The organism is Streptomyces sp. FH025 (assembly GCF_017427025.1).
Lineage (GTDB): Bacteria > Actinomycetota > Actinomycetes > Streptomycetales > Streptomycetaceae > Kitasatospora.
Window position 1 is genome coordinate 13482 of sequence record NZ_JAFLNG010000025.1, and the last position, 15169, is coordinate 28650.

Genomic DNA, 15169 nt, shown 5'->3' on the forward strand with positions numbered 1-15169 from the left:
CAGCGGGCGGCGATCCGGACTCCGCCCGTCGTCGGGTCCGTTGACGAGGCGTCGACCTCTGGGGGCAGGGTCTGCCCCGGTCCGACCGCCCAGCCGTCCGCTCGCCGGCGCGCGACCCCCTCCCGAGCCAGCCCCCTCCCCGTGCGGAATCCGAGCGCCAGAGTGCGCCGCTCTCTGTCATGCCCGATTCAAGGAGACCGCTTTGACTGTTCTGCCACCGCGTGCACCCCTGTGGGACCGTCCGCTCACGCCCGCCGCCCGAAGGGGGGTGGCGCGGTGACCACCGAGGTCGAAGCCGAGAGCCCCGGCGACGTCGCCGCCGCGTTCACCGGCCTGCGGCTGCTCGACGCCGTCACCGGCCCGGTCCCGCCCGCCGCCGTGCGCGATGCCGTCTCCGCAGCCCTCGGCCCGCACTTCCCGGCGGCGGCATGGCACACGGTCGACGGCCCGGACGGCCTGCCCCGCACCATCGGCATCCGGGTCGCGGGCCGGCGCGTCCACCTGGACCTGGCACCGGCCGCGCCCGCCCGGCACCGCACCCTGGACCCCGTCGTCCCGGAGCCCGCGCTCTGGCGGACCTCCGTCCTGACCGACGCCCCGGCCGGCCTTCCGCTGCCCGAACCGGTGCGGGAGATCGTGGCTGCCGTACGGGAGCGGGCCGACCGACTCACCCCCGGGGAGGTCGCCGCCCTGTGGTCCGCGATGCCGCTGCTGCGCCACTTCGCGGACCGGGGGCCGAGGATCGACGACTGGGCGCTGGTCTTCCGGGACCACTACGTCGAGAACAGCGTCGGCTTCCTCCTGGCGGCGGAGCGGGCGGGCATCCCGCGCGAGTGGATCTACGCCCTGGCCAAGGGGGACCGCACGGCGGGTCGACACCGGGTGCACGCCTGGTTCCGCGCCCGGGGCTACCGCAGCGACCTGCTGGACAACTCCGTCATCGACGGGACCGCCCCCGGCCAGGAGGTCGCGGCCGCGCGACTGGTGGCCGCCGACGTCGACCGCTTCATCGCCGCCGCCCACCGCGCCGGCCGCCGGGTGCTGGTCATCGACGACGGCGGACTGCTCGCCCGCGGCGCGGGAGCGTCCCGGCTGGTGACCGAGCCCGTGGACGCCGTGGTCGAACTCACGGTCAGCGGGCTCAAGCGGATCGGGGCGGGACCGCTCCCCGCCATCCCGGTCTTCAACGTCGCCCGCTCCCAGCTCAAGAGCCTGCTGTCGTACGAGGAGATCGCCGACTCCTGCCTGCGGCGGCTGCGCGAACTGGTGCCGGGACAGAAGTTCATCGGCCGCCGCGTGGTCGCCGTCGGCTTCGGCACCCTGGGCTCCCGGCTCGCGCGCCGACTGCGCTCCCTCGGCTGCCGGGTCACCGTGGTGGACCAGGACACCCTGGCCCTGATCCAGGCCGCCGAGCAGGGCTTCGAGACCGAGCCGACCCTCGCCGCCGCGCTGCGCCGCTGCACCCCCTTCCTGGTGACGGGCAGCACGGGCGAGCCGCTGCTGGGGCCGGACGAACTGCCGCTGCTGCCCGACGGCGTGCTCCTGGCCGGCTTCGCCACCAAGGACTTCAGCCTCCTGAGCACCGGAGCCGCGGGAGCGCCCGCGGATGCCCTGACCGGGATCGGCGTCCGCTACCGGCTCCCCGGCGGCGGCCTGGCCACCCTCCTGGGGGACGGGCGCTCGCTCAACCTCTTCGACTACGAGGGCATCCCCAACTCCGGCTACGACGCGTACCGGGCCGGCACGCTGATCGCCGTACGGGAGCTGTGCCGCCGGGCCGACGAGCTCGCCCCCGGCGTGCACGTGGACGAGGTCGACGAGGCCGTCCGGGCGGCGGGCCTGTTCGAGACGTACTACGACACGTACCTCTCGGACGAGGACTCCGTCCGCACCTGGACCAGCCCGAACGCGCCGGTGGCGGGGGAGGACCGCCCGTGACCGGCCGGGGGCACGCCTGTGTCGTCGGGTACGGCAGCGTCGGGCGGCTGCACGCCCGGGCCCTCGCCGACCTGGGGCTGACGGTCAGCGTGCTGGACCCGGAACCGTCCCGCCTGCCCGACCCGCCGGTGACCTGGTGGCGGAGCATCGGGCACGTCCCCGACGCCCGCGACGTCGACGTCTGGGTGGTGTGCACGCCGACGCACACCCACCTGCCGGTCGTGGCCTCGGTGCTGGCCCGCGACGCCGCGGCCCGCATCGTGGTGGAGAAGCCCGCCTGCCGCGCCGCGGAGCTCGCCGAGTTCACCGACCTGCTCGACGCGCGGCCGGCGGCCAGGGTCGTCGTGATGGACCAGTACCGGTACGCCTCCGCGCTGTCATCGATGGCGCGCCTGGTCGCCCGCGAGGCGCCGGGCGAACCGATCCGGGCGCTTCGCGTCGTGTTCGCCAAGGACCGCCGGCCCGACGTCGCCCGGGGCCGCTTCGTCGACCGGGACCACGGCGTCTTCGGCTACGAGTGGCTGCACATGCTCGCGGCACTCGGGCACTTCCTGCCCGCGACCGGCTACGACGCCTACCTGCGCGGCCCCGTGGCGCCGGGCGCGCTGCGCGTGGCGCCCGACCCCGAGCTCGTCCTGTCCGCCGCGCACGAGCGCACCCCGGTGGGCGGCGTGGAGGTGGAGCTGTTCTCCACCGTGGTGGGCGAGGGCGCCGAGCCCGCGCTTCCCCGCCCCGCCTGGACGCGGGACTTCCCCAGGGCGATCGGTGAACGGCAGCGCCTCGTCCGGGTGGAGACGGCGTCCGCCCACTTCACCGCGGAACTGGAACCGCTCGGCGGCCCCCTGCGCGAGCAGGTCCGCCGCGACGTGCACCGGATCACCGTACGAACCCCGGCCGGGGACCGCCGGCTCGAAGTCGTCGACCCGCTGCTCCGCAACGCCTGGACCGGCATGCTCGCGTCCTTGTCGGCCGCCACCTGCCCACCGCCGGACCTGCGCACGCTGCACCGGATCGCCTCCCTGATCGGCGTGGTGTGGCCACGCACCGCCGACGCGGCCCTGGTCGGCGCAGACCGGGCCGGGCGCCCCTCCCGCGCGGGCCGCGAGTCCGTCTTCTCACCCCGACAGGAGTCCGCGTGACCCAGGTGTGTTTCGTCGTCGCCCAGGACGAGTTCGAACGCCACTTCCTCCAGCAGCCGTTGGACGTGCTCAACGCCGCGGCCGTCCTGCGGCAGGACGGGGTGGAGGTGAGCCTGTGGGACCGCCGGCTCACCGAGCGTCCCGCCCCCGCGGACACCCCCGACCTGGTGGTCGTGGTGACCGCCGTCGCTGACCGGGCCCAGTGCTACCCCCTGGACCTCAGCCTGGTGAAGGAGGCGGTGGCCGCCGTGCGCGACCGGTGGCCCGGCGTGCCCGTGATCGCCTGCGGGCCGCACGCGACCCACCTGCCGCAGGCGTGCCACCGCGAACTGGGCGTGGACCACGTCGCCCGGGGCGAGTCCGACTCGGCCGCCGTCCAGGCGGTGCGCGACGTGCTGCACCGGCGCGCCCTCACCCCCGTGCTGCCCGCGGCCGGCACCTACCCGGACCTCCCGGTCGACCAGTGGCCGCTGCCCGCCTACGAGTTGACGGACCCGCTGGCCTACACGGCCGAGGTCGTGGTGGACGGGCGGACCCGCCGCGCGGCCTGCGGACTGGTGATGGGCGTGCGCGGTTGCAGCTACGGATGCTCCTTCTGCCACCTGCCCTTCGGCGGCCGGATGCGGCCCCGGCCGGTCGAGCAGACCCTCGCCGAGACCGCCGCCCTCCAGGCGCGCGGCACCGAGTCGGTCTTCTTCCTGGACTACGTCTTCGGGCTGCACCGGACGTTCTACGACGAGCTGTGCGACGGACTGACCGGGTCCGGTCTCGAATGGACCGGCCAGACCCGCGCGGAGGTGGTGCTGCGCACCGACGTCCGGCGCTGGGCGGAGGCCGGCTGCCGGGGCATGTGGCTGGGGGCGGAGTCGCCCGGGGTCGCGGACACCGGCGTCGGCAAGCGGGTGCCGCCGGAGAAGGTGGCCGAGGCCGTCCAGAAGCTGGCGGACGCCGGGATCAAGCCCTTCGCCTTCATCCTGCTGGGCCTGCCCGACGATCCGGCCTGTGCCGGCGGCGAGCTGGTGGACTGGGCGGCCTCGCTGCCCGTGGACTTCGGGCTCAACCAGCTCGTCCTGCGCCCGGGGACGGCGCTCTACGACGAACTCGCGCCCCGCTACAACGACGGGCGCACGCCCGCCTCGTGGGCCGAGGTCGCCGAGGTCACCCGGCGCTACCGGGAGGCGTACCCGACGGACCTGGACGCCCAGTGGGACCGGCTGACCGCCCTGCCCAACTACCTGGGCAACGCCATGGCGGCCGCGTGAGGCCCGCCGTGACGCCGACCGACGATCCCGTTCTCGGCGCCCTTGATGCCGAGCCTGATGCCGAGCCTGATGCCGAGGAGAAGGACAGCCTGTGCGTGCGCTGCTGATGTGCGGTCTGGGACCGAGCTACGTCAACCTCAACTACCTGCGGGGATCGCTGTTCGACGCGAGCGGCACGCCCCGGGACGAGCGGACCCGCGCCATGCTCGAACGCGGGGGCTGCGCGGACCTGGACTTCACCGACTTCACCTACACCGTCGGCGGCGAGCGGCGGACGCTGTGCCGCCCGCGGACCACCACCGTCCCCCACCTGACCACCTTCGCGCTGGAGGCGATCCTCCAGGAGGCCGACCAGGACTACGCGCGGGTGGACCTGGCCGGGGTCTGGTCGGGCCAGGCCGTCCTGCCGCCCGGTGACTTCGACGTCGTCCTGCTGTCGACCACCTACATGTGGAGCAAGGCCATCTTCGCCAAGGTGATCGACTGGATCGCCGAGCGGCTGCCCTCCGTCCCCGTGGTCTGCGGCGGCCAGTACACCAACCTGAAGTTCCTCCAGGTGATGGCGGAGTTCCCCGGCGTGACCGCGGTGGTGCGCGGCGACGGCGAGCAGGCCCTGCCCGCCGTGCTGAAGGCCGTCGGCGCGGGCCGCTCCCTGGAGGCCGTCCCCGGCGCGGTGTGGCGCGACGGCGAGCGCGTCCGGGTGAACCCGCTGGAGTACCTGGACTTCGACGCGCAGCCCTCGCCGCGCCTCAAGGGCCGGTTCCCGATCGTCCCGTACGAGTCGATGCGCGGCTGCCCCTTCGACTGCAAGTTCTGCTCGTTCCCGGCGGCCTCCCCCAAGTGGCGCTACAAGTCCGCGGAGAAGATCCGGGACGACTGGATGAGGTACGCCGTCGAGAACGGCGCGCAGATGATCTCCGCGATGGACTCCACCTTCACCGTCCCGCCCACCCGGCTGCGCCGGCTGCTGGAGATCCTGCCGGAGGCGGGGGTGCGCTGGGAGGGCTTCAGCCGCGCCAACACCGTCGACTCCCCGGCGCTGGTGGACGCCCTGCTGGAGGCGCACTGCTACAAGCTGCACATCGGCTTCGAGGCGATGAGCGACGAGGTCCTCAAGCTGATGAGCAAGCGGGTCTCCGCCAAGCAGAACCGGCGGGCCTTCCACGCGCTGCGCGACAGCGAACTGGGCTACGTGGTCTTCTTCATGATCGGATACCCGGGGGAGACGCCCGAACTCTTCGGCGAGACCCGCGACTTCCTCGTGCAGGAGTACGCCGGCCACTTCATGCTCAACTTCTTCTCGATCTCCGACGAGACCATGCCGCTGTGGCAGGACCGGGAACGCCTGCGCATCGAGGTCGAGGACCCGGACGACACCCACACCTGGTGGTCGCACATCGGGATGAACAGCGACGACGCCCGGGAACTCCAGCTGACCGCACTCGACGACATCCGCGAGCGCAACGACGACGCGGTGCTGCTGCTCTGGCAGCACCAGTTCGACCACTGGCTGATGCCGGAACGCAGCCGCCGGGACAACCTGCGGGTGGAGAAGTGCATGGAACGCCTCGCCCTGGCGCCCCGGGTGCACACGGACACCGACACCGGGGCCCGACAGATCCACCAACAGCTGCGCATCCTGCGCGAGTTGGGCGTGGAGCCCACCGGCGCCCGGGCGCTGGCGGGTGCCGGCGCGTGAGCGGCGGCGGCCAGGGCGGGACGGCACGAGGGGAGCGGCGGCCGTGAAGGACGGCGAGGAGCACGTCGGCATGTGGACCGTGGTGCGGGTCGGGGACACCGTACGCCGCCAGCCCGGCCCGTGGACCCCGGCGGTCCACCGGCTGTTGGACCACTTCGAGCGCGTCGGCTTCGGCGGCGCCCCGCGGGCGTTCGGCCTCGACGCCGAGGGGCGCGAAGTCCTGGAGTACGTCGAGGGCCACGTGCCGGCGGGCACCGAGGTGGCGGACGTGACGGACGACGCGGTGTTCGCGGTCGGGCGCCTGATGCGCCGGATGCACGAGGCCGCCGAAGGGTTCTCACCGGAGCCCGCGGGCTGGGCGCACCCGCCCGCCACCTCGGGCCCGGGGACGGTCGTGTGCCACAACGACATCGCCCCGCGCAACACCGTCTTCGCGGGCGGCCTCCCGGTCGCCTTCATCGACTGGGAGGCCGCCGGCCGCGAGCTCCCGGAGTGGGATCTGGCCCAGGCCGCCTGGCAGTTCGCGCCCCTGACGGACGAGCGCGGCTGCGCGGCGCTCGGCTGGCGGACCCCGCCGGAGCGAGGGCACCGGTTCCGGCTGCTGGTCGACGGGTACGGGCTGGCGCCGGAGCGGCGCGCGGACCTGGCCGGCTTCGCCGCGGCCCGGATCCGCTTCACGCTGGACCTGATCCGGCGGCGGGCGGCGGAGGGCGTGCCCGGCTTCGTCCGGCTGGTGGAGTCGGGCATCGCGGACGGCATTGAACGCGACGCGCTGTGGACCGAGGCGCACCGGGACGAGCTCACCGCGGCACTGCTCGGTGACGACGCGCCGGCCGTCTCGAGGGCCGAAGAAGCCGAAAGAGCCGGAACGGTCGAAACGGCCGACCTGCCCGCCTGAGCGCCCCCATCAGCACGATCGGTAGGAAGGACAGGATGCTCAGATTCGGCATCATCGGAGCCGGAGTGATCGGCGGGGTCCACGCCCGGACCCTCGCCCGGCTGCCCGACCGGGCCACCCTGGTGGCCGTCGCGGGCGACAGCCCGGACCGCGCCCGAGCCCTGGCGGCCGAGCACGGCTGTGCCTGGCACGCGACGGCGCGGGAGCTGCTCGCCCGGCCGGACCTGGACGCGGTGTGCGTCTGCGTGCCCAGCGGCCTGCACGCCGAGATCGGCGAGGCCGCCCTGCGGGCGGGCCGGCACGTGCTGGTGGAGAAGCCCCTGGAGGTGAGCCTGGAGGCGGCCGACCGGCTGCTCGGGGCGGCCCGGTCCACCGGGCGCACCCTCGGGGTCGTCCTCCAGCACCGGTTCGACCCCGCCGCCAGGTTCCTGCACGACGCCGTCCGCGCGGGTGCCCTGGGCACCCTCACCTCCGCGCACGCCGAGGTGCCGTGGTGGAGGTCGCAGGGCTACTACGACTCCGGGCAGTGGCGCGGCACCGTCCGGCTCGACGGCGGCGGCGCGGTCATGAACCAGGGCGTCCACACGCTGGACCTGCTCCAGTGGGTGATGGGCGAGGCCGTCGAGGTGACGGCCCGCACGGCGCTCCTGGCCCACCGGGGCATCGACGTGGAGGACACCGCGGCCGCGGTGGTCCGCTTCGCGAACGGCGCGCTGGCCACCGTCCTGGCGACGACGGCCGCGTACCCGGGGCGCACCGCACGGCTGACGGTCCACGGCGACCGGGGCTCCGCCGTCCTCGACGACGACCGGATGGCCTGGTTCCACAGCCGCGCGGAGGGCGAGACCGGGGACGCGTACGGCGCGTACGGGGCCGGCGACCAGACCGCCGGCCTCCCGCTGCGGTACGACGAGGAACGCGACCCGACGGGCATGCCCGCCACCCCGCACCGCGACCAACTGGCGGACTTCTGCGACGCCGTGGAGACCGGACGGCCCCCCGCTGTCAGCGGGGAGGACGCGCGCCGCTCCCTCGCCCTGACGCTCGCCCTGTACGAATCCGCCCGCACCGGACGGGCCGCGCGCCCGAACGGATCCGGTGCGTCGTGAAGGAGACCCCGATGACCTCGACACCCCCGACGCCCTCGATGGCCGGCCCGGAACTCGCCGAGCTGCTCTACGGCGACTACTCCGCGGCGGACCCCCGCGAGGCCCTGCGGGCCATGGCGACCGTCCCGGCCATGAAGGACCCGCGCACGGGCGCGCTGTTCGTGACCGGTTACGACCTGGTGCGCGAACTCCTGCTGCACCCGGGGCTCACCAGCGCCACCCAGCGCGACCCGCTGGCCGGCACCGGCCTGTCCGAGGAGCAGATCGCCCTGCACCGGCCGGTGCGGGACTTCGTCGCCCTGTGGCCGGTGTTCAGCGACGGCGCCTACCACCAGGACCTCCGCTCCCGCATCCGCCCGGCCCTGGACCGGCGCGTCGTCGCCGCCCTGGCCGCCGACCTGGAGAACGACTGCCGGGAGCTGCTGGCCGGGCTCCGGGGCACGGGCGGGGAGTGCGACTGGATCGGCGAGTTCTGCCGCCCGTACTCCCTGGCCACGCTGGCGCGACTGTTCGGCACGAGCGCCGACCGGATGACGGACCTCGCGGAGGCGACGGACGGGCTGATGGCCTATCTGGCCAAGCCGAGGTCGTACACGGACGACGACCTGGCGCGGGAGGCGAACGCCTCGCTGGACCGCCTGCGCGCCGAGGTGCGCGAGCACCTCCTGGAGCGGGCCGAGGGCGAACTCGCCGTGGTCCTGCGGGACATCGCCGCGGACCCCGCCCTGGGGCCCGAGGTCGCGGTCGCCGTCACCGCGCAGATCGTCACCGGCACCCTCGAACCGCTCGCCGCCGTCCTGACCGAGGTGGTCATGCGGGGCGGCGAACGGATGGCGTCCATCGCCGGACCGGAGGCCGAATCCGCCTCCGCTCAGGGGGAGTTCACCGAGGAGGTGCTCCGGATCAGCTGCCCGTTCCGGTTCGCTCCCCGGTACGCCCTCCAGGACATGGAGATCGCCGGTCACCAGGTCGCCGCCGGGCAGCGGGTCATGCTGATCCTCGCGGCCGCGAACCTCGACGCCACGGTCTTCCCCGACCCCCTGGCCTGGCGGCCGGGTGCCCACGAGGCCCACTCACTGGCCTTCAGCGCCGGCTCCCACTACTGCGTCGGCGCCCCCCTGGCGCGCGGCGCGACGGACGCCCTGACCCGGGTGCTCGCGGCGGACGGCCTCCGGGTCAGCCACGACCCGGCGACCTTCAAGCGGGCCGCGCCCCTGGGCTCCGACCGCATCCTCGGGCTCCGCGTCCGCATCCACTAGCCGGCACATCCACCCACCAGCCGGCACCGGCACCAACCGCACGGAACGTCGACCCCGGGCCCCTCGGGCCCGCGGGAAGGAGTCGCCCCCATGCCCAGGACCACCCCAGCCCCGCCCGAGGCCTCCCGGGGCGCGCCCGCCGAGGCGCCGCACCGCGAGGGCGACGGCATCGCGGGGCTCTTCGACCGTGCCGCGGCCAGCTACGACCGCGTGGGCATCGACCTCCTCCCCGCCGCGGGCCGGCTCCTGGTGACGCACGCCCGGATCACCGAGGGCGAACACGTCCTGGACACCGGGTGCGGCACCGGCGCGGTCCTCTTCCCCGCGGCCCGCGCCGTCGGCCCCCGGGGCAGCGCGACGGGCATCGACGTCTCCCCGGCGATGATCGAGCGCGTGCGGCAGCGCTCCGCCGAGCAGCGGATGCACTGGCTGCGCACGCACGTCGCCGACGCCGAGGAGCCGCCCCGCGCGCTCCTGCGCCCGCCGGCCGACGGCTACGACGCCGTCACGGCGGGCATGCTGCTCTCCTTCCTCCGCCGGCCCGAGCGGGCCTTCCGCGGCTTCCGGTCGGTGCTGAGGCCCGGCGGGCGGCTGGCGGTCTCCTGGTGGGGCCCGGAGGCGCCCGGCTGGTACCGGGTGGTCGAGGCGACCCGGCCCTTCGGCCCGGGAACGCCGGAGGAGATCGAGACCGCCGTCGCGGGACAGAGCCCACCGCAGACCCCGGAACTCGTCCGCAGGCTCGCCCGCGAGGCCGGCTTCACCTCCGTCGAGCTGTACGAGGAACGCCTGGAGGCGACCTTCCGGGGCCCGGACCACTGGTGGGAGTGGACCTGGTCCACCGCCGCGAGGGCCTTCTGGGAGAGCGTCCCGCCCGACCGTCTGCCCTCCGCCCGCGCCGCCGCCGAGAAGGCCCTGGAGGCGCTGCGCGCCCCCGACGGGACGCTGCCGTACGTGCTCACGGCGAACTTCGCCGTGTGCCACCGCTGAATCGGAAAACACCTCCGCAGGTAAATAGATTTTGCACGGTCGGCGCTGCCGGCCGGGAATTTCGAAATTCCCGGCCGGTGCCTCCGGCCGCCTTTGCATGCCTGAATCCGGGGCGCCGTTCAATTTCCGAGAAAGCGCTGCCCGGGCCTTGCCCGTTCGGCTTCGACGGTTCTATGGTTTTGACATCCGGTCAGCCCGACCGGACATGTGAAGCACCATCCATTCCGTGCTTCCCCTCACCGCGTGACCTGGTGCTGTTGCGGCCTTCGGCCAGCCGCCGGTCTCCGGCGGCTCTTTTCCGAGGAATCGAGGAAAATCGCCGTATCCGCGGCTAAACCCGGTCTGCGGTTGCGAGGAAGCCCTTGCCGAAAGGAAACGTCATGAACAACTTCGACGACGTCGACATCACCGAGCTGTCCGACGAGGAGCTGGACGACATCGTGGGTGGCCAGTTCTCCATCGCCGCGCACTGCGTCATCTGACGACGGTGTCCCCCGGCCGGGTGGTGACCCCGCCCGGCCCATCGCGGCGGACCTGAGTCCACCGCGTCCGCGTCCCGTCGCCGGGACGCACCAGTACCGGCGTGTGCCGGGAGTTCTTCTCGGCACACGCCGGTGATGGCAAGGAAAGGGATCGGGATCGATGACCGGTGAATCGCGCTTCCGGCCCGAGGCGCTCGAACACCACCGCAGGCGCGACGGCCTCGGGCCGGTGCTCGGGCACACCCCCACCCCGCCCCGGACCAGGGGATTCACCGAACGGATGACGGCCGTTCGCGAGCGGCTCGCCGGCCGTTCCGGCGCCAAGCGGCTGCCGGTCTGCTTCCAGACACAGGTCAGCGACTGCGGCCCGGCCGCCCTGGTGACCGTGCTCCGGCACCACGGCGTCGACGTGTCCCTCGACGTGATCCGCGCCCGCGCGGACTCCGGACGCAACGGCGCGTCGGCCCGCACCCTGCTGGAGATCGCCCGCGAGTACGGCGTCAAGGGCCGGGGCGTGCGCGCCGACCTGGACGCCCTGCGGCGGCTACGGCCCGGCGCGATCCTGTTCTGGAACTTCAGCCACTTCGTCGTCCTGGAAGGCGCCGGCAAGGACCACGTGGATGTCGTCGACCCCGCGTACGGACGGCGACGGCTCAGCCGGGCAGCCGTCGCGGAGTCCTTCACCGGCGTGGCGCTGGAGTTCGACCCTCCGCTGGAGGGCGCGTCCACGGCCACCCGCAGCACCGGGACCGGCAGCCCCTGGAGCCGTTTGCGCCAGTTCCTGCCGGGCCGCCGCGAACTGGGCCTCCTGCTGGCGGCGTCCGCCGCCCTGATGGCCTTCGAGCTCGCGCTGCCGCTCACCGCGGGGATCCTGGTCGAGCGGGTGGTGCCGGACGGATCCACCGCCACGCTGTGGGGCGCCGGGGCGCTGCTCGCCGGGCTCGCGGTCCTCTTCTTCGTCCTCCAGATGGTCAGGTCGGTCCTGGTGGCCAAGCGCCAGGCCGTGATCGAGAAACGGCTCACCCTCGGGATCGTCGGCCACCTGGCGGACCTGCCCTACGACTTCTTCACCGTGCGCAACCCCGGTGACCTGGCCATGCGGGCCCGGGCGAGCAACGTCCTCATCCAGGTGCTGAGCGTGACCGCGGTCTCCGCCGCGCTCGACAGCGTGCTGGTCGTCGCGTACCTCGTCGCGATCGCTCTGACCAACCCCCCGATGGCCGCGCTCGTCGCCGCCCTCGTCGCGCTCCAGGGCGGCATCCTCGCGATCACCTGGCGCCGCCAGACGGAGCTGAGCCAGGAGGTCCTCGAACGTCAGACCAAGGCGCAGGAGGAACTGGTGGAGATGCTGGAGAGCATCTCCTCGCTGAAGTCCAGCGGCCTGGAGGGCCGGGCGGCGGAACGCTGGTCGCACACCCTGGTCCACGAGGTCAACAAGCGCCTGGGCGCCCGCCGCAACCTCGCCCTCTTCTCCTCCCTCAGCCGCACGGTGCAGTTCGGTGCGCCGCTGGCCGTCCTGCTCGCGGGGATCTGGCTGGTGCTGACCGGCCGGGATTCGCTGGGCGAGGCCATGGGCTTCATGACGCTGACGATCGCCCTGTTCATCCCGATGCAGGGGATGTTCGACGCCGGGTCCCAGCTCGCCGCCGTCCGGCCCACACTCGCCCGGCTCGACGACGTCCTGCGCGCGGCCCCCGAACCGCGCGGCGCTCTCGCCGGAACGGGGGTCGCCGAACCGGGTCGGATCACCGCGGAAGGCGTCTCCTTCCGCTACCCCGGCGCTCCCAGGCCCACCCTCGGAGAGGTCGAACTCGATATCCAGCCAGGGCAGTTCGTGGCCATCGTCGGCCGCTCGGGATCCGGCAAGTCCACCCTGGGCATGCTGCTGGCGGGGCTCTACGTCCCCACCGCCGGCACCATCACGGTCGACGGCACGAGCCTCGACGAGCTAGACCGGCCCACGTACCGGCGCCGCATCGGCTACGTCAACCAGAACGCCCACCTCTTCGGTGGCTCGATCCGCGACAACATCCTCCTCGGCAGCGAGGACATCAGCGAGGCCGACCTCAAGAACGCCGTCCAACTCGCCCACATCCACGAGGAGATCAGGGCCATGCCGATGGGCTACGACACGCTCGTCGCCCCCGGCGGGCACGGGATGTCCGGCGGCCAGCGGCAGCGGATCGTCCTCGCCCGGGCACTGGCCAAGCAGCCGAAGCTCGTCATCCTCGACGAGGCGACCAGCGCCCTGGACCCGGCGCTGGAGGAGGCCATCATGCGCGACCTTCTGGCCGCCGGCATCACCGTCGTCGTCATCGCCCACCGCCTCACCGTGCTGGACGACGCCGACCAGGTCATCGTCATGCGCGAGGGCCGGATCGTCGAGGCGGGCCCGCCCGCCGCCCTCAAGGAGACCGGCGAGGAGTACCTGTGCCTGACCTGACGCCCACCCGGCCCGCGCCCGGCACCCCCGTGCCGCTCACCTACGAGCAGGACTGGTTCCACACCAAGACCCGCACCGACACCTGGGCGCACAAGAACGTCCGACTCTCCTTCGAGATCCTCGGCGACCTCGACGTTGACGCGCTGCAGGCGGCGGTGCGCGCCTTCGTGACCCGGCACGACGCCCTGCACCTCCAGCTGCCGCCGGAGCCGGGGCCGCACCCCGAGCAGTGGATCCGGCCCGTCGGCGCGGCGGAACAGCTCGTCCAGTGCCAGAAGGTCGGCGCCGCCTCGCCCGAACAGTTCTCCCGCTACGCCTCGGCCCTGCTCTCACGCGACTGCGTCACCCCTTGGCAGTACGGCGAGCAGCGGCCCTTCACCATCCGGCTGCTGCGCTACGACACCGGCCGGCACGCGCTGCTCGCGACCTTCCAGAACCTCGTCTTCGACGGACGGGCGCACCACCTGTTCGCCCACGAGGTGTGGCGCGACTACGAGGCCCTCCGACGCGGCGACGCCGTACCGGACGGCGCCCCGTCGTTCGCGGAGGCCGCCGTCAGGCAACGGGCCGGCACGACCCCGGCCCGGCGCGAGCGGGCCCTGGCCGACTGGCGCGAGCGCCTCGGCTTCCTGGCCCGCAACCCGTGGCTCCGCCCGGACGGTGCCACCGCCGCCGAGGGCGGAAGGCTCCAGGCCGAGCTCGACGCCCGGACCACGGTGGCGCTGCGCCGCGCCTGCGAGGAACGCCGCCTCAGCCTGCTCCAGTGGACGGTCGGCACCTTCGTCCACGCGCTGTCGCGCCGCACCGGCCGGGCCGAGGTGGGGCTGTGGACCTCCATGGACTCCCGGCCCTCCCGCGATCGGGACGTCGTCGGGATGTTCGCCGGCTCCTGCCCGCTGACCGTCGTCGACGCGGGCGGCGACCCCGACGCGGTGCGCAGCCGGGTCCGCGCCCAGCTGCTCAACGCGCTGAAGCACCAGCGGCTGACCGCCGAGGAGATCACGGCGGTGACGCGGGAGGCCGAGGCGCAGCACGGTGCCCCTGTCGGCCGCGACGTCTACGTGAACCTGCGTCGATTCGAGGGCGACTACGCGGGCTCCCGGGACACGGGCCCGCTGCGGGTCACCGCCGACGCCCACGAACTGCGCCGGATCGCCGTGACGGACATCCACGCGCTGCACCTGCGGTGCGCCGAGTACCGCGACCGCCTGCTCGTCGGCCTGCGCTTCGACGGGCAGCGGGTGGGCCGGCCGCTGGCCCGGACGATCCTCGACGACGTGCTCGCCGCGGCGCGGACAGCAGCCCAGGACTGAGCACAGCCGCTCCCACCCACCACAGGAGGTGCCATGCCCCCCGCACCGCTCGACGCCGTACTGGCCGCCGCGAGCGAGGTGTTCGGCCGGCCGGCCGAACCGGCCGACGACTTCTTCTCCCTCGGCGGCGACTCCGTCACCGCGGTCGAACTCGCCGTCGAGCTGGAGGAACGCCTGGGCATCGAGGTCGACACCGAACTGGTCGCCGGCCTCCCCGACCTCGCCGCGCTCGCCGACGCCCTCGGCGCGGCCCTGGCCTCCGTCCCGTCCCCACTCGAACGCTGAGGAACCATGCGCTCCTACCTCTGGGACCCGTGGGCCACCGCGCGGACGACCCCCGACCGCACGGCCGTCGTCGCCGACGAGGAGACCTGCACCTTCGCCGAGCTCACCACCCGCGCGGACGCCCTGGCGGGCGCCCTGCGGGCCCGGGGCGTCGCGGACGGCGCGATCCTGTCCACCGACATCCCCACCGGGCCCCGCTTCTTCGCGCTGGTCCTCGCCGCGCTGCGGCACGGGTACGGGCTCTTCCCGATCGCACCGCAGCTGCTGGCGCAGCCCACGGGCCCGTCCCTGCTGACGGACGTGAGCGGCGCGCTGCACATCACCACCGGGGAGGCGGCGGGCGGCGAGGCCCTGC

12 protein-coding genes are annotated in these 15169 nt (G+C 73.9%); all 12 read left to right on the forward strand.

Annotated features, from left to right (window positions below; translation table 11 throughout):
• Positions 1-276: 276 nt before the first annotated feature.
• Positions 277-1938 (forward strand): hypothetical protein, encoded by a 1662-nt coding sequence (locus J0670_RS03435; protein ID WP_207809451.1) that lies wholly within the window; start codon positions 277-279, stop codon positions 1936-1938.
• Complete coding sequence (locus J0670_RS03440) at positions 1935-3077, forward strand: Gfo/Idh/MocA family oxidoreductase (protein ID WP_207809453.1); 1143 nt, start codon at positions 1935-1937, stop codon at positions 3075-3077. Before J0670_RS03435 ends, J0670_RS03440 begins: the two co-directional genes overlap by 4 nt.
• Positions 3074-4339 (forward strand): B12-binding domain-containing radical SAM protein, encoded by a 1266-nt coding sequence (locus J0670_RS03445; RefSeq protein WP_207809455.1) that lies wholly within the window; start codon positions 3074-3076, stop codon positions 4337-4339. The genes J0670_RS03440 and J0670_RS03445 overlap by 4 nt, the downstream gene beginning before the upstream one ends.
• Before the next feature lie 91 nt (positions 4340-4430).
• Positions 4431-6038 carry a B12-binding domain-containing radical SAM protein gene (locus J0670_RS03450; protein ID WP_207809456.1) on the forward strand — a complete coding sequence of 536 codons (1608 nt, stop codon included), beginning with the start codon at positions 4431-4433 and terminating at the stop codon, positions 6036-6038.
• 43 nt (positions 6039-6081) lie between these two features.
• Entirely contained in the window at positions 6082-6936 is an 855-nt protein-coding gene (locus J0670_RS03455; RefSeq protein WP_207809458.1) for a phosphotransferase, read from the forward strand.
• Between the two features lie 35 nt (positions 6937-6971).
• The gene (locus J0670_RS03460) at positions 6972-8045 is read left to right on the forward strand and encodes a Gfo/Idh/MocA family protein (protein ID WP_207809459.1); all 1074 of its coding nucleotides are present in this window, start codon (positions 6972-6974) and stop codon (positions 8043-8045) included.
• An 11-nt stretch (positions 8046-8056) separates the two neighbouring features.
• Positions 8057-9304 carry a cytochrome P450 gene (locus J0670_RS03465; protein WP_207809462.1) on the forward strand — a complete coding sequence of 416 codons (1248 nt, stop codon included), beginning with the start codon at positions 8057-8059 and terminating at the stop codon, positions 9302-9304.
• A gap of 90 nt (positions 9305-9394) precedes the next feature.
• The gene (locus J0670_RS03470) at positions 9395-10291 is read left to right on the forward strand and encodes a class I SAM-dependent methyltransferase (RefSeq protein ID WP_207809464.1); all 897 of its coding nucleotides are present in this window, start codon (positions 9395-9397) and stop codon (positions 10289-10291) included.
• Positions 10292-10933: 642 nt separating this feature from the next.
• The gene (locus J0670_RS03475; RefSeq protein WP_207809466.1) at positions 10934-13216 is read left to right on the forward strand and encodes a peptidase domain-containing ABC transporter; all 2283 of its coding nucleotides are present in this window, start codon (positions 10934-10936) and stop codon (positions 13214-13216) included.
• Positions 13204-14529 carry a condensation domain-containing protein gene (locus J0670_RS03480; RefSeq protein WP_207809467.1) on the forward strand — a complete coding sequence of 442 codons (1326 nt, stop codon included), beginning with the start codon at positions 13204-13206 and terminating at the stop codon, positions 14527-14529. The genes J0670_RS03475 and J0670_RS03480 overlap by 13 nt, the downstream gene beginning before the upstream one ends.
• Before the next feature lie 33 nt (positions 14530-14562).
• Positions 14563-14814, forward strand: a complete 252-nt coding sequence (locus J0670_RS03485) for an acyl carrier protein (protein WP_207809469.1) — start codon at positions 14563-14565, stop codon at positions 14812-14814.
• A gap of 6 nt (positions 14815-14820) precedes the next feature.
• Positions 14821-15169: AMP-binding protein (locus J0670_RS03490; protein WP_207809471.1), on the forward strand; the 349-nt coding region annotated here is incomplete at its 3' end.